Here is a 15206-nt window from a genome sequence, read left to right as displayed (position 1 = left end):
ATCGGCTATCAGCAAAAAAATGCAGGATACGTGAATGAGCCACCCGCACGCCAACCAAGTCAAAACCTTCCTGCTGGCGCTGCAGCAGCGCATCTGCGCCGGGCTGGAAGCCGCCGACGGGTCTGCCCGCTTCCGCGAAGACAGCTGGCAGCGCCCGACTGGCGGCGGCGGCATCAGCCGCGTGCTCACCGGCGGCGCGGTGTTCGAGCAGGCCGGGGTGAACTTCTCGCATGTGACCGGCGACGCGCTGCCGGCCAGCGCCACCGCACACCGCCCGGAACTGGCCGGCCGCCACTTCGAAGCCATGGGCGTGTCGCTGGTGATCCACCCGGAAAACCCCTACGTACCGACCAGCCACGCCAATGTGCGCTTCTTCATTGCCGAGAAAGACGGCGAGGCGCCAGTGTGGTGGTTCGGCGGCGGCTTCGACCTCACCCCCTACTACGGCAACGTGGAAGACGTGGTGCACTGGCATACGGTGGCGCGCGAGCTGTGCGCGCCGTTCGGTGCCGACACCTACCCGAAATATAAAAAGTGGTGCGACGAGTACTTTTATCTTAAACACCGCGGCGAGGCACGCGGCGTGGGCGGGCTGTTCTTCGACGACCTTAACCAGCCGGATTTCGACACCAGCTTCGCCTTCATGCAGGCAGTGGGCAACGGCTACCTCGACGCCTACCTGCCCATCGTCGAACGCCGCAAGGCCACGCCGTGGGGCGAGCGCGAGCGCCAGTTCCAGCTCTATCGCCGCGGCCGCTACGTGGAATTCAACCTGGTGTGGGACCGCGGCACGCTGTTCGGCCTGCAGACCGGCGGCCGAACCGAATCCATCCTGATGTCGATGCCGCCGCTGGTGCGCTGGGAATACGGCTATCAGCCGCAAGCCGGCAGCCCGGAAGCGGCGCTGTACAGCGACTTCCTGCCGCCGCGCGACTGGCTGTGAGCCTGCGGCCAACCTAGGAGACATGATATGCAATGCGAACTGTGCCAGCAGGACGGGGGCGAGATTCTCTACCGTGACGACAAACTGCGGGTGATCCTGGTGGCCGATGCCGACTACCCGGCATTCTGCCGCGTGATCTGGCAGGCGCACGTCAAGGAAATGACCGACCTGCCCGCTGTCGACCGCGCCCATGTGCTGGACTGGGTGCTGCGCACCGAGCAGGCGCTGCGCGATGTACTGAACCCGGACAAGATCAACCTCGCCAGCTTCGGCAATATGGTGCCGCACCTGCACTGGCACGTGATCCCGCGCTTCGCCGACGACAAGCACTTTCCCAATCCGCTGTGGGGCGCGGCGCAGCGCGATGGCGTGGCGCACGGCCTGCCACAGTTGGCCGCACGGCTGCGCGCGGCGCTGGCCGGCTGAGGCCGCGGCATGCTAAGGTGGAAAAACGTTTAAAATTTCAAACAACGCCAGACCATCATGGCTGGGCCGCGAAAGCACCGGTTTCTAAGCGAGACAAGGCGCGAGCGAAAAATCCCGACGCGGCATATGCGTCGATATGTAAGGAGGGATTTTTCGCGAGCAATGCAGTATCGCGACGAAAGCGGGCGCTTCTCGCCCAGCGATCAGGACGCCTTGCGAAGCCGGCCACCGGCTGGCTTCGCAAGGTGCCCGCAGCGCAGACAGGAGAAACGTCATGTACCGCACCCTTATCTCGGCCCAGCAGTTGCAGGCCCTTGACCCGGCAGAACTGGTGATCCTCGATTGCCGCTTCCAGCTGGCCGATCCGGCCTACGGCCCCACGGTGTACGAAGCCGGCCACCTGCCGGAAGCGCACTACCTGCACCTGGACTACCACCTGTCCGGCGCCAAGAACGGCAGCAACGGCCGCCACCCGCTGCCGGACGGCCAGCGTCTGGCCGTCAACTTCGGCGCGCTGGGCATCGGCCCGGACACCCAGGTAGTCGCCTACGACGACGCTGGTGGCATGTACGCCGCCCGTGCCTGGTGGCTGCTGCGCTGGCTGGGGCACGAAGCGGTAGCGGTGCTGGATGGCGGCTTCCAGGCCTGGCAGGCCGCTGGCGGCGCCGTCAGCAGCGAAGCACCGGAAAAGCGCAGCACCCGCTTCGTGATGCGTGCGCCACTGGAAGAAACAGTGGACGCCGACGCCATTGCGGCCAACCTTGCCAACCAGGCCAAGCCGGCCTTGCAGCTGGTGGATGCCCGTGCCCCGGACCGCTTTGCCGGCCAGAACGAAACGCTGGACCCGGTAGGCGGCCACATTCCCGGCGCGCGCAACCGCTTCTTCCAGCTCAATCTGCAGGACGGCCGCTTCAAACCGGCAGCAACGCTGGCCGCAGAATGGCAGGCGGTGCTGGGCGACACCCCGGCCGACGAGGTGGTGCTGTACTGCGGCAGCGGCGTCACCGCCTGCCACAACAAGCTGGCACTGGAACACTCCGGCCTCGCCGGCAGCCGCCTGTACCCCGGCTCGTGGAGCGAATGGTGCAGCGATGCCAGCCGCCCGGTAGCCACCGGCGCGTAACAACCGCCCGACGGATAGCCATGCCGCCGACCATGGGTCCATCGCCGCGCGGCGGCGAGTGTTACCACCGTGCCGGCTGCCATGCGGCCAGCGCAGCAAGACAAAAAGGTTGGCCGCAGCATGCTGCGGCCAACCTTTTTTACCGTCGCCGGTGCGCGCGGCTCAGCCCAGCATCAACTGCTGCAGCAGTCTCTGCCCCGCTTGCCAGTCGCCCAGCCCGCTGTGGCTGCCCATGTGGCCGGCGTTGCCGGCATCCAGCAGCGGCACGCCCCAGCCCTGCGCCAGCGCCTCGGCCTCGGCCCAGCTGCAGAACAGGTCATCACGGCTAGCCACCAGCCGCGCCGGCAGCGGCAGGCGCAGCGCCAGCGGCGCCTCGAAGCCGGCGAAATCCGGCACGGCCGCGCCGGCCGGCAGTTCGCCGCTGGCCAGCGCCCGCGCGGGAGTGATCGGCAACGCCGGCGGTGCCACCAGCAGCACGCCCTGCACCTTGCTTTGCTGCGGAAGGCTGGCCTGCGCCAGCCACGCCACCACGGTGTGGCAGCCCAGGCTGTGCGCCGCCAGCACCACCTTGCCGGCGCAGTCGTCCACCGTGGCCGCCAGCCGCGCCACCCATTCGCTGCGCGTCGGGTACAGCCAGTCGTCCTGCTCCACGCGGCGCGAAAGCGGATATAGCCGCTCCCAATGGCTCTGCCAGTGCTGCGGGCCGGAATCGCCCCAGCCCGGCACCGTCACCAGGAACACGTCATCGTCGTCCCACATCACAGGCTCCGCTCGTAGTCCACCGTCAGCGGCGCGTGGTCGGAGAATTTCTCGTCCTTGTACACACTGGCGGCGCGCGCGCTATCCATCATGCCCGGCGATACGATGTGGTAGTCGATACGCCAACCCACGTCCTTGGCGTAGGCCTGGCCGCGGTTGCTCCACCAGCTGTAGCCCGGCTGCTCCGGGTACAACCGACGCCAGGTGTCGCTCCAGCCGCGCGACAGCAGGTCGGTCATCCAGGCGCGCTCTTCCGGCAGGAAGCCGGAATTCTTCAGGTTGCCCTTCCAGTTCTTGAGGTCGATCTCGTTGTGGGCGATGTTCCAGTCGCCGCAGATCACCACATCGCGCCCACTTTCGCGCAGGCTGTCCAGGTGCGGCATGAACACGTCCAGAAACTGGAATTTCACCTGCTGGCGCTCATCGCTGCTGGAGCCGGACGGCAGGTACAGCGACACCACCGACAAGTTGCCGAAATCCAGCTGCAGGTAGCGGCCCTCGGCGTCGATCCAGTCCACGCCCAGGCCTTCCACCACCGCGTCCGGCTGGTGGCGGCTGTAGATGCCCACGCCGCTGTAACCCTTCTTCTCGGCGTAGTGGAAATAGCCGCTGTAGCCGTCCGGCGCGCGCATGCGCTCGGACAGGTCGCCGGCCTGCGCCTTCAGCTCCTGTACGCAGACGAAATCGGCGTTGTGGCCTGCCAGCCAGTCGAAGAAACCTTTCTTGTCCGCCGAGCGGATGCCGTTGAGGTTGGCCGAAACGATTCGAAGCATAGGGTCTCCCGTGGTATCCTTGCCGGCGATTTTTTAGCCATGTCAAAGAGTTAGTGAAAGAGGGTTTGTAATGAGCGACTTCCGTCAGGATTTTATTCGTTTTGCGCTGGACAAGCAGGTGTTGCGCTTCGGCGAGTTTGTCACCAAGGCAGGACGGGCCTCGCCCTATTTCTTCAACGCCGGCCTGTTCTATGACGGCGACAGCGTGCTGCAGCTGTCGCGCTTCTACGCACAATCCATCAGCGCCAGCGGCATCGGCTTCGACATGATCTTCGGCCCGGCCTACAAGGGCATCATCCTGGCCGCCGCCGCCTCGATGGCGCTGGCCGAGCAGGGCCGCAACGTGCCGTTCGCCTACAACCGCAAGGAAGCCAAGGACCACGGCGAAGGCGGCACTCTGGTGGGCGCGCCGCTCAAGGGTAAGGTGCTGATCATTGACGACGTGATCTCCGCCGGCACCTCGGTGCGCGAGTCGGTACAGCTGATCCGCGCCGCCGGCGCCGAGCCGGCCGGCGTGGCCATCGCGCTGGACCGCATGGAGCGCGGCACCGGCGAATTGTCCGCGGTACAGGAAGTGGCCCGCGACTACAATCTGCCGGTGGTGGCCATCGCCAACCTGAACGACCTGCTGGGTTTTCTCGCCGGCAGCCCGGAGCTTGCGGCCAACCTGGAGGCGGTAAGCGCCTACCGCGCACAGTACGGCGTGCAAGGCTGAGCGTCAGCAGCGCTCCGGCGTAAGTACTGACAGCGCCGGCAACGCCGGCACAAACAAAACCGGGGCATGCCCCGGTTTTGCTATGGTGCGGCTTCTTTTTGCTGCCAGGCCTGCTGTAACTGGCGGGTAGCCTGCTCCAGCTCGACATCGGCCGCCTGCTTGCCCGCCTGCGCCTGCTGCAATTGCTGCTGGCTCTGCTGCAGCTGCTGCTGCGCGCTGGCCAGCTTCTGCTCGGCGTCTCGCAATGCCTGCTCGGCAGCCTGCAGTTGCTTCAGGCTCTGCAATTGACGGCCATCTGCCGCGCGGAAAGCCATCTGTGCGGCCAACAGTTGCTGGTCCACCGTCTGCTGTGCCGCTGCCGCGGCAGACAGCGCCAGCAGCACGGGTATCGTCCATCTGATCATGCCAGTTTCATCCATAACGCCAACGGCGACACGATACCACCAAGCCCCGCCCGCCGGCCACGGCGCAGTGTCAGCGGAAGCGCGACAGATCGGGAATCTGCGGGCCGCGAACGGGGAGGCCTTTGGTGATGGCCTCAACGGCGGCAACATCGCCGCCTTTGGTGAGCGCCAAGGTTGCCGTTCTTGCCAAATCAACAAGCGGTTGCAATACCGGATCTTGGATCAATTGCAATCTCAAGAGCAGTTGTGGAGCCTGTAATGGATAACTTGCCAATGCCATTTGCAGCGCCTCTTTTGCTCCTATCTGGTTGCCATCCCATGCCCGTAACATGGCAAGATGACATAGCAACATGGGATAAGGCCGATAAGCCACCAATTGCTCGTAGTACCGCAGTTTTAGCTGCAAATCATTTCGCGATGGCACTAGGTAATTTGAAAGTGTGATTTCCGTATCAAAAACCCAAAATGGATTTGCAAGCAAGTCCAGCAACACACCGACTCTATGGTTATTAACCTGTTGATCACGAGTGGGGATCGCATTTTTGCTAAGCAAACTAAAAGCCAGCACACCATTAGAAAAATAAAAAACCACTGCTAAAACAACAAAAAAACTACCGATCCGGCGTAAAATAAAACGCACTGGAATTTTAAATCCAGCACTTGGCGCAAGCGCCAGAATAATAAAAAACATTACCAAAAAAGGCAAATACCATAATGGGTATTCAAACATCGAATGACCAAGAATAATTAATGCCAACAGCAATAAAAATGCATTTTCTTCAGTTGCCTGATTTTTCCTACAGTATAGAACCAGACATACCAAAACACCTAAGATAGCCAAAAGCGTTGCCGGAAACCCTGTTTCAGCTAGAAGCTGAGTAATCAAATTATGACTATGGGTAAACAACACACTTTCTGGCACTTTAAAAAATCCGCCAAAAGTTTCCAACCAAACTGATTGATACGCATAATTTCCAAAGCCCACCCCAAACCAGGGGAAGTTCATTGTGACCGCCCATGCTTTCTTCCACTCCGCATAACGCCTCGCACCAAAACCCGCATCGGTTAATCGATCAAACCCGCTAACCATTTCATGACCAGACAACCAGTTTGCTAATTCTCTCCCTAGCACTTGGGCCAGCACTAATAGCAGCGCACCTAGCAGCACTGGTTTTATAAAATTATTACGACCCGTCCGGCATTTCCAAAAATATGCAACAACTATCATTGCCACTGCATAAGCCAAGGGTAAGCGCCCACCAGTCCATGCTGCGACTAAAGCTAAAATCGTCATTACCGGTGCAGCCAACCAAGGCCTGAGCAAATTAATAGACCAAAGATATGCTGCCGCCAAAACCCCCCAACTGAGCACTTGTGCAAGTTGATTACGCTGCCCAATATTACCAATTATACTACCACTCGGATTACCAGCATTAAACACCAAGTAACCGCGTGCCAGTGGTGCCAGTCCTATTAGCTGAATAAATCCAATAAGTGCTTGCAAAAGCGCCATAACCAATATCGAAGCAGCCAGTACCACAACTATATTTCTCCGTCCCACCAAAGATTGTAGCCTATAAACTTGCACCCCTCCCAAGATTGCTAGAAATGCCCCTCCAGCCTCCACAAGTGGTAACTGGTATAAAATATCTGACCTCAGCACAAAGCTTGGCATAAAAGCCAGAAGCCACCAAGCACTAGCAACCGCAAAAAAGACAGGAAATTTGTCATTCCCTTTATTTTCTGAGTCAAACAAAACGCCAACCAATAGCCCCACACTAAGAATAAGTGCACATGTAGCATTGGTCCACCAGTCAGGAGAAGGAAGGTAACGTGCAAAATTAAAAAATGGCAAATTAATAGCCGCCGCTAGAATATACAATTGCCACCTTGAAAAATTCAATGACCGCATCCTGATCACCACAAAAAAGGGTGCCACCCGGCACCCTTTATTGAAAACAACATTAAATTAATTAACGGCAGTTAGACGGAACCCATTTTGCTTGCATGGTACCAGAGGCACTGCAGTCCCACACGAATGCACCACCATTAGTTGCCGAAGCAGTCAACACCAGTACTGCTGCATCATCAACAACGCTCTTATAGTCAATAGAAATAATACCCTGACTAGCGGAAGTAGACACGGTAACCGAATCGACTGCATTACCATTAATTTCAGTCGGAGATGCCAGACCTGCTGGACCATTACTTGCTGGGAATACATTATTGGAAGAATAATATTCAGCTATCGCTGTCTTGGCGGCTCCCGCCAGTTGCAGGCCTTCCGATACGTGGGCACGCTTGGTGTAATCCTGATAAGCAGGAATTGCGATCGCGGCAAGAATACCGATAATCGCGACTACAATCATCAGTTCGATGAGGGTAAAACCTTGCTGGGCTCGTTTCATATCAACTCTCCTGAATCACTGCCAATAAAAACGAACCATTAACCCCGGCAGTTGGAGGGCAATAGTTGTGTCAAATTGTTGTCACCTGCACAGCGCCAGCGATATGAGCCGTTCACATCTTCGCCCGGTTCCAACCATACATAGGCACCGCTGGCAACCTTGTCATTCAGTTGCATGCGAATCACAGACACCGCCCCTGAAGGTATTACCCGCAACTCAGTAACCACTTGTCCCCAGTAAGCATTGGGGGCCGACACTCCTGCACTTGCATTCGAGCCTGGCCACACGCTGTTGGTCGCATGGTATTGCTCAACTGCAGTCTTGACCCCTCCAGCCAGGTTGAATGCTTCGGCCAAGTATGCACGCCGGGAATAATTCATATACGCAGACATCGCTAGCGCGGCCAGAATACCGATGATTGCAACAACTACCATCAGTTCTATCAGAGTAAAGCCCACTTGCCTTCGCCACATCAAACTCACTCCTCGAGGCAACCTCTAGGCGGTGCCGGCCTAAATCAGCAATATCCGAGCCAGGCTGTTTTGCCCCTTTAGTCAGCTCAGTTACAGTCAGGTAGTTACAACACCTTACGACAACTTAAGGCCCAGGAGTTGTCAGCCACTCCATGGCTACGAACATAAAATCCTGCCCAAAACTGTCAACAAGTGACAATTTTTGTCAGCCATGGCTAGCCCCGTCTCTGCTAGCATGCCGCAAAATCAGAAGGAATCACCCCATGCCGGATATTTCCAGCCAGTGGCTGCAACGCAGCCGCGCCGCCGTATGGCATCCCTGCACGCAAATGAAACGTCATGAGCAGTTGCCCATCATTCCCATTGCCAGCGGCGACGGCGTCTGGCTGCAGGATTTTGATGGTAAACGATATATAGATGGTATCAGTTCATGGTGGGTGAATTTATTTGGCCATAACCATCCGCGCATCAAGCATGCCATCAAGGAGCAGCTGGATTCGCTGGAGCACGTGATTCTGGCCGGCTTTACCCATCGCCCGGTGGTGGAGCTGTCGGAGAAACTGCAGGCGCTAAGCGGCCTGGGTCATGCCTTTTATGCGTCGGACGGCGCCAGCGCCACCGAGATCGCGCTGAAGATGAGCTTTCACTACTGGCGCAACTGCGGCCAACCTGACAAGCAGCGCTTTGTCAGCCTGCAGCACAGCTACCACGGTGAAACGGCGGGCGCGCTGGCGGTCACCGACGTACCGCTGTTCTCCGCCACCTATGCGCCGCTGCTGCAGACCAATCTGCGCGTGGCCTCGCCGGACGCGCGGCTGGCGCAGCCGGGTGAAAGCGCCGCCGACGTGGCACTGCGTGCGCTGGCCGATGTCAAGGCGCTGTTCCAGCGCGAGGCGGCCGGCATCGCCGCCATCATCGTGGAGCCGCTGGTGCAGGGCGCCGCCGGCATGCTGATGTATGACCCGCTATACCTCACCCGCCTGCGCGCGTTGTGCGACCGCTATCAGGTGCATCTGATCGCCGACGAGATCGCCGTCGGCTTCGGCCGCACCGGCACCCTGTTCGCCTGCGAGCAGGCCGGCATCCGCCCGGACTTCCTGTGCCTGTCCAAGGGCATTACCGGTGGCTACCTGCCGCTTTCCTGCGTGCTGACCCGCGACGATATCTATAAAGCGTTCTACGATGATGATGTCAGCCGCGGTTTTTTGCATTCGCACAGCTATACCGGCAATGCCCTGGCCTGCCGGGCGGCGCTGGAAGTGCTGGCGATTTTTGAAGACGAGGACATCCTGGCGCGCAATGCCGAGAAAGCCGAACAGTTCAATCAGCACCTGGCCTGGCTGCACACCACGCCGGGCATTCGGCATGTACGGCAGCGCGGCATGATCTGGGCGTTTGATGTCGACAACGCGCGCAGCGACTTCAGCCAGGCGTTCTTCCAGGCCATGCTGCAGCGCGGCTGCCTGACGCGGCCGATCGGCAATACCGTGTATTTCATGCCGCCATACGTGCTGGAAGACAGCCATATGCGCCAGCTGTCGGACAGCACGCAGGAGGTGCTGGCGCTGCTGTGGCAGCACGACGCGGCAGCGGGCAGCAAGCAGGACACGCCCTTGCCGTAGACAAAATTTGCCAACTGCATAAACGGCAGTAAACTCTGCCGTTTAGACAACCCCGAACACGACAGGTTGAGCATGCTGAAATTGTCGATCGCCCCTACCTACCTGGACTCCACGCTGGCGATGTCCGACCTGCCACAACTGGATACCTGGCTGCGACAGCGCCCGCTGAGCCAGCCACTGGAGTGCGCCGAGCAGCTGCGACAGGCGCTGGAGCAGCTCAACCGGGTGCGGCTGCCGCCGGCGCAGCGCGCCAAGCTGCTGGAACGCCACCACCAGGAACACAAGCTGCTGCTGCCGCTGCTGGAAAGGTTGGCCGCCAATGGCGAGCTCAGCACCCAGCACAAGGCGCGCCACGCCGCGCGGCTGGCACAGCAGCTGGGTACCGCGCTGCACACCGGCTACAAGCAGCTGGCGATGGAGCGCAGCGAGGAGCACGGCCTGCTGGTGCTGGACAAGTACAAGTCGGAGGCGCTGTGCCTGGCCATGCGCAGCGCGCGGCAGATGGCATTCCTGTATGCCCGCACCTACACCATCTTGCCGGAGGGCTTCTGGCACGACTGCCACCGGCTGTTTTTCCATGCGCTGGAAAAAGGCTGGGAAAACACCCCGCTACCGGGGCAGACCAAGAGCCCGGCCCACTACTACCGCCAGCTGCTGCTGCTCGGCATGACCGCCAGCAACCGCATGGCGCCGGCGCTGATCGACTACACCCTGCTGCTGATCCGCAAACATGCCGACCTGCTCGACCTGCTGCACCTGGGCCAGCTCACCAGCGACCACGGCAGCTTCGCCTTCCAGCCGGGCAGCGACCAGCCTCCGCGCTACATCAGCGAGGCACCGGACATGCCGGCGGCGCAAGGCATCTGGGTGATCGACACCCACGCGCTGGAGGGCGAGCTGAAAAGCAAGCTGCAGAAGCTGCAGTACCTGGCGCGTCGCCAGGACAACCCGTTCGAGCTGGAGGAAGAAATCCAGCACGTGCTGTACCTCACCATGGAGTGGCAAAGCTCCATCCAGCGCCGCCACGACCGCCAGCCCTGCAACGACGAAATCGAGCTGGTCAGCAGCCTGTCCACCATCTGGTTCATCAGCAATGGCGCCGCATGGACCTTCCCCAACGGCGAGGCGCTGCCGGAAGAGCTGCTGCCGGACAACGGCCTGCGCGGCAAGCTGCAGCGCCTGCCGCCACCGCTGCCGGTGCGCATGAAAGTGGTCAACACCAGCGCCTCCGGCATGCTGCTGCGTGGCGAGGCGCAATATCACCCGCTGCGCGCCGGCGAACTGCTGCTGCTGCGCCATCCGGGCCAGCCGTGGCAGCTGGCGGTGGTGCGCTGGGTCAACCTGTGTGGCGAGCAGATGGAAACCGAATGCGGCGTCGAGCTGGTGGGGCCACAACCGGAGGCGGTGATGCTGCTGCCGCTGCTCACCCACCCCAACGACCACTACCACATGGCGCTGCGGTTGCCGGCCTCGCCACGGCCGGGCAAGCAGCCGCTGCTGGTGATGCCGGACCGCCAGTACCAGCGCCAACGCGAGTTCTACCTGCTGGATCGGCATGGCCGCCAGGTGATCTCTAGCACCTCGCTGTCGCTGCAGACCGCCAGCCACCAGTTTGTTGAATACCGCCCCAGCGTGCTGTCCGCCGCAACGCACCAGCCGTCTTGAATCGGGTACACTGGCTTTCCGTTTTCTTAGCAACAGGAAGCAGTGCGGATGCAATCGGTGATTCACACGGCCACGCGCATCGTGGTCAAAGTCGGCTCCAGCCTGGTAACCAACGACGGCAAGGGTCTGGACCACGCCGCGCTTGCCCGCTGGGCAGCGGAAATCGCCGAATTGCGCCGTCGCGGCAAGCAGGTGGTGCTGGTTTCCAGCGGCGCCATCGCCGAAGGCTGCCAGCGCCTGGGCTGGAGCAAGCGGCCGAAGGCGGTGCACGAGCTGCAGGCCGCCGCCGCCGTCGGCCAGATGGGGTTGTGCCAGGCGTATGAAAGCGCGTTTCGCGAATACGGCCTGAAAACCGCGCAGGTGCTGCTCACCCACGAAGACCTGTCCGACCGCCTGCGCTACCTGAACGCCCGCACCACCATCGCCACCCTGCTCACCCTCGGCGTGGTGCCGATCATCAACGAGAACGACACCGTGGTCACCAGCGAGATCCGCTTTGGCGACAACGACACCCTGGGCGCACTGGTCACCAACCTGATCGAGGCCGACGCGCTGGTGATCCTCACCGACCAGCAGGGCCTGTACACCGCCGACCCGCGCAAGCAGCCGGATGCACAGTTCGTGCACGAGGCCGAGGCCGGCACGCCGGAGCTGGAAGCCATGGCCGGCGGCGCCGGCTCCAGCGTCGGCACCGGCGGCATGTACACCAAGATCATCGCCGCCAAACGCGCGGCGCGCAGCGGCGCCTGCACGGTGATCGCCAGCGGCCGCGAAACCAATGTGCTGTCGCGGCTGGCGGACGGCGAAAGCATCGGCACCCAGCTCAATGCCACCACCACCCGCCTGGCCGCCCGCAAGCAATGGCTGGCCGACCACCTGCAGCTGTCCGGCAAGCTGGTGCTGGATGCCGGCGCCGCCCAGGCGGTGCGCGAGCGCGGCACCAGCCTGCTGCCGGTGGGCGTCATCGCGGTGGAAGGCAGCTTCCTGCGCGGCGACGCGGTAGTGTGCGTCAACCAGCAGGGCAGCGAAGTGGCGCGCGGGCTGGTGAACTACAGCTCGGAAGAAGCGCGGCTGATCATGAAAAAGGCCACCCGCGACATCGAAGGCGTGCTGGGCTACCTGGTGGAGCCGGAGCTGATCCACCGCGACAATATGGTCACGCTGTAAGCGTTAGCGGCAACCCGACAATGCGGCCAACGTTGGCCGCATTTTTCATGCCGGCCGCCAGCGACAGAGCTAACGACAACGGCCCGTTACCTTTCCCGATACCGGCCGTTGTGCCGCGTCCCCACAGAAGCAGAGCGCCCGGAGTCCCCTGCCGCAAGGTGACAGCCTGCGAGCCATGGGCCGCGGCCAACGTTGGTCGCACGCCGCAAAACAAACGGCCCGCCACCTTACGGTGCGGGCCGTCATCCATACAGCACAGTCAGGCAGCGCTGTCGTCGTCCTGGCGTTCTGCGCGCGGCGGGCGGCCAAGGCGATTGCTTTCCGCCACGCGCATGATCACGTAGGCCACCATCGCGCACAGGAAAAACAGCAGCATCACCCAGGAAATCTGCGACAGCGTGTCGATGGCGGTGCGGTAGATCTCCACCGTCCAGCGCGGGCCGTTCAGCTCCATGGTCTGCTCGCGGCCGTTCTGCAGGTATTTCTGGATTTCCCACATGTTCACGCCGCCGGACACCCCCACCACCACGATGGCGAAGCTCATGTACTTGCGCCAGGCATCGGTCAGCTCCGGGCCGATGATGCGGTTGAGAATCTTGGTGATGGCATCACTGAAAAACCGCGCCACCAGCAGCGAGGTCACCAGCGCCACCGCCAGCGTCACGATCAACAAGGCGTAAAACATGTTTGCTCCCTGAACTTTGTAGTGTCCGGCATTGTACGCCGCTTTAGTCCGCCAGCAAGGCGGCGAAGCGCGGCAACAGCGTGGCGGCGTCCGGCGTCGCCGTAATGCCGGCACGCAGCGCCGCTACCGGCTGCTGCTCTTTTTCCAGCGCCGGGGTCAGCACATCAAGCAGGCTCACGCTGGCGGCGGGGTCGAATTCCGGGTGGAACTGCACGCCCCAGCTGTTACCGAGGCGGAAGGCGTGATGCGGCTCGAAGGCATTGGCCGCCAGCACCGCGGCGCCCGGTGGCAGGCGCAGCACGCTCTGCCAGTGCAGCACGTGGGCGGCAAAACTAACCGGCATGGCATCGAACAGCGCATCGCCCGCTGCCGCCGGCTGGCGCTGTACCTGCACGGTACCCACCTCCGGCCCGCCCGGGTGGTAGCCCACCTCGCCGCCCAGCGCGTGCGCCAGCAGCTGATGGCCAAAACAGATGCCCAGCAGCGGCACCTTGGCCGCATGCGCCGCGCGCAGCCAGGCGGCGGCTTCCTCGCTCCAGTCGGCACGGTCGCTGACCATCGCCGGCGAGCCGGTGATGATGGCGCCGGCTACCTCGGCCACCGCTGGCAGCGCCTCGCCGCCGGTTACATCCACCACGCGCCAGGCGGCGCCGTCGCTGCCCAGCTCGCGGACGATCCATTGTTCGAAATTGCCGTGCTCGGCCCGTACCTCGGCGTGCGGTTCGCCGGTCTTGATGATCAGTCGCTGTTTCATGATTCGGTGGGTAAGCCAAAGTGGGTGTAAGCCAGCGCGGTGGCCATGCGGCCGCGCGGTGTGCGTTGCAGGTAGCCCTGCTGGATCAGGAACGGTTCGATCACGTCTTCTATGGTGTCGGTGGATTCGCCGATGGCGGCCGCCACGTTGTCCAGCCCTACCGGGCCGCCGCCGAACTTGTCGAGGATGGCCTGCAGCAGCTTGCGGTCCATCACGTCCAGCCCGGCCGGGTCTACGTCCAGCATCGCCAGCGCGGCATCGGCCACCTGCGAAGTCACCACGCCGTCGGCCTTCACCTCGGCGTAGTCGCGCACCCGGCGCAGCAGGCGGTTGGCGATACGCGGCGTGCCGCGCGAGCGGCGCGCCACCTCGAAGGCGCCATCATCGCCCAGCGGCACGCCGAGCAGGCCGGCGGAGCGGCTGACGATGCGCGTCAGCTCCTCGGCGGTGTAGAACTCCAGTCGCGCCACAATGCCGAAGCGGTCGCGCAGCGGGTTGGTGAGCATGCCGGCGCGGGTGGTGGCGCCCACCAGGGTGAACGGCGGCAGGTCGATCTTTACCGAACGCGCCGCCGGCCCTTCGCCGATCATGATGTCGATCTGGTAATCCTCCAGCGCCGGGTAGAGGATTTCCTCCACCACCGGGCTCAGACGGTGGATTTCGTCGATGAACAGCACATCGTGCGGCTCCAGGTTGGTGAGCAGCGCCGCCAGGTCGCCGGCACGCTCCAGCACCGGGCCGGAAGTCTGGCGCAGGTTCACCCCCATCTCGCGCGCCACGATGTGCGCCAGCGTGGTCTTGCCAAGGCCGGGCGGGCCGAACAGCAGCACGTGATCCAGTGCTTCGCCGCGCTTCTTTGCCGCCTCGATGAAAATCTCCAGCTGCTCGCGTGCCTTCTTCTGGCCCACGTACTCGTCCAGCAGCTTGGGCCGCAGCGCACGCTCCAGCGCCTCTTCCTGCTGTGACAGGCTTTGCTGGGTCACGATGCGGCGCTCGGGGGCGCCGCCCATCAGGTTGTCGGTCTGGATCATGTAACAGTCGCTCGCAATAGATAAAGCGATGTTACCACCGCTATACTCGCCCTTGCCTTCTGGGAGTCTGTGAACGATGTGTGCACCGGAAGGCCCGTACGTCTTCGGGGCGGGGTGCAAGTCCCCACCGGCGGTAAGGCCGCAAGGCCAAGCCCGCGAGCGCCTTCCGTGTTGAAGGGTCAGCAGATCTGGTGCGAATCCAGAGCCGACGGTAATAGTCCGGATGAAAGAAGATGACGCCAGTACCGCGCCATGCGC

At 62.1% G+C, this 15206-nt stretch carries 16 protein-coding genes and 1 riboswitch; of the genes, 7 read left to right on the top strand and 9 right to left on the bottom strand.

Going from position 1 to position 15206, the window contains the following annotated elements; genetic code table 11:
* Positions 1–34: 34 nt before the first annotated feature.
* From hemF to ACFOLG_RS05765, 3 genes are all read left to right on the top strand, one after another.
* On the top strand, positions 35–943 hold the full coding sequence (hemF, locus tag ACFOLG_RS05775) for an oxygen-dependent coproporphyrinogen oxidase (RefSeq protein WP_386089483.1): 909 nt from the start codon (positions 35–37) through the stop codon (positions 941–943).
* Positions 944–970: 27 nt separating this feature from the next.
* Entirely contained in the window at positions 971–1369 is a 399-nt protein-coding gene (locus tag ACFOLG_RS05770) for an HIT family protein (RefSeq protein WP_386089481.1), read from the top strand.
* A gap of 274 nt (positions 1370–1643) precedes the next feature.
* Complete coding sequence (locus tag ACFOLG_RS05765) at positions 1644–2492, top strand: sulfurtransferase (RefSeq protein ID WP_386089479.1); 849 nt, start codon at positions 1644–1646, stop codon at positions 2490–2492.
* Positions 2493–2654: 162 nt separating this feature from the next.
* Here ACFOLG_RS05765 and ACFOLG_RS05760 read toward each other — a convergent pair whose 3' ends face one another.
* Together ACFOLG_RS05760 and ACFOLG_RS05755 are read right to left on the bottom strand one after the other, a co-directional pair.
* A complete protein-coding gene (locus ACFOLG_RS05760; RefSeq protein ID WP_386089476.1) occupies positions 2655–3251 on the bottom strand; it encodes an alpha/beta hydrolase in 597 nt (198 codons plus the stop codon).
* Entirely contained in the window at positions 3251–4024 is a 774-nt protein-coding gene (locus ACFOLG_RS05755; RefSeq protein ID WP_386089473.1) for an exodeoxyribonuclease III, read from the bottom strand. The genes ACFOLG_RS05760 and ACFOLG_RS05755 overlap by 1 nt, the downstream gene beginning before the upstream one ends.
* Positions 4025–4094: 70 nt before the next feature.
* Here ACFOLG_RS05755 and pyrE point away from each other — a divergent pair, with 70 nt between their 5' ends.
* Positions 4095–4739 (top strand): orotate phosphoribosyltransferase, encoded by a 645-nt coding sequence (pyrE, locus tag ACFOLG_RS05750; protein WP_386089470.1) that lies wholly within the window; start codon positions 4095–4097, stop codon positions 4737–4739.
* Positions 4740–4819: 80 nt separating this feature from the next.
* Here the strand turns inward: pyrE and ACFOLG_RS05745 are convergent, their stop codons facing one another.
* From ACFOLG_RS05745 to ACFOLG_RS05730, 4 genes are all read right to left on the bottom strand, one after another.
* Positions 4820–5143 carry a hypothetical protein gene (locus ACFOLG_RS05745; protein WP_386089468.1) on the bottom strand — a complete coding sequence of 108 codons (324 nt, stop codon included), beginning with the start codon at positions 5141–5143 and terminating at the stop codon, positions 4820–4822.
* Between the two features lie 70 nt (positions 5144–5213).
* Positions 5214–7055 (bottom strand): PglL family O-oligosaccharyltransferase, encoded by a 1842-nt coding sequence (locus tag ACFOLG_RS05740; RefSeq protein ID WP_386089466.1) that lies wholly within the window; start codon positions 7053–7055, stop codon positions 5214–5216.
* Positions 7056–7116: 61 nt separating this feature from the next.
* Complete coding sequence (locus tag ACFOLG_RS05735; protein WP_386089463.1) at positions 7117–7551, bottom strand: pilin; 435 nt, start codon at positions 7549–7551, stop codon at positions 7117–7119.
* Positions 7552–7589: 38 nt separating this feature from the next.
* Entirely contained in the window at positions 7590–8024 is a 435-nt protein-coding gene (locus tag ACFOLG_RS05730; protein WP_386089461.1) for a pilin, read from the bottom strand.
* 263 nt (positions 8025–8287) lie between these two features.
* Here ACFOLG_RS05730 and bioA point away from each other — a divergent pair, with 263 nt between their 5' ends.
* From bioA to proB, 3 genes are all read left to right on the top strand, one after another.
* Complete coding sequence (gene bioA / locus ACFOLG_RS05725) at positions 8288–9646, top strand: adenosylmethionine--8-amino-7-oxononanoate transaminase (protein ID WP_386089459.1); 1359 nt, start codon at positions 8288–8290, stop codon at positions 9644–9646.
* A 72-nt stretch (positions 9647–9718) separates the two neighbouring features.
* Positions 9719–11311, top strand: coding sequence for a hypothetical protein (locus ACFOLG_RS05720; protein ID WP_386089457.1), 1593 nt, complete (start codon positions 9719–9721; stop codon positions 11309–11311).
* Between the two features lie 48 nt (positions 11312–11359).
* The gene (gene proB / locus ACFOLG_RS05715) at positions 11360–12478 is read left to right on the top strand and encodes a glutamate 5-kinase (RefSeq protein WP_386089454.1); all 1119 of its coding nucleotides are present in this window, start codon (positions 11360–11362) and stop codon (positions 12476–12478) included.
* Between the two features lie 259 nt (positions 12479–12737).
* On the opposite strand, the gene ACFOLG_RS05710 is transcribed toward proB, so the two are convergent.
* Genes ACFOLG_RS05710 through ruvB form a run of 3 tightly spaced genes read right to left on the bottom strand, consistent with a single transcriptional unit; the run spans position 12738 to position 14948 of the window.
* Positions 12738–13163, bottom strand: coding sequence for a hypothetical protein (locus ACFOLG_RS05710; protein ID WP_386089452.1), 426 nt, complete (start codon positions 13161–13163; stop codon positions 12738–12740).
* 43 nt (positions 13164–13206) lie between these two features.
* The gene (locus ACFOLG_RS05705; RefSeq protein ID WP_386089450.1) at positions 13207–13917 is read right to left on the bottom strand and encodes a glutamine amidotransferase; all 711 of its coding nucleotides are present in this window, start codon (positions 13915–13917) and stop codon (positions 13207–13209) included.
* Positions 13914–14948, bottom strand: coding sequence for a Holliday junction branch migration DNA helicase RuvB (gene ruvB, locus ACFOLG_RS05700; RefSeq protein ID WP_386089448.1), 1035 nt, complete (start codon positions 14946–14948; stop codon positions 13914–13916). The genes ACFOLG_RS05705 and ruvB overlap by 4 nt, the downstream gene beginning before the upstream one ends.
* A 96-nt stretch (positions 14949–15044) precedes the next feature.
* A riboswitch (FMN riboswitch) is annotated at positions 15045–15187 on the top strand.
* Positions 15188–15206: the final 19 nt, after the last annotated feature.

Source organism: Vogesella facilis, assembly GCF_042648525.1.
In the GTDB taxonomy this organism is placed as follows: Bacteria; Pseudomonadota; Gammaproteobacteria; order Burkholderiales; family Chromobacteriaceae; genus Vogesella; species Vogesella facilis.
The sequence above is the reverse complement of the archived record's forward strand: the minus strand, read 5'-3'. Positions and strand labels throughout refer to the sequence as shown.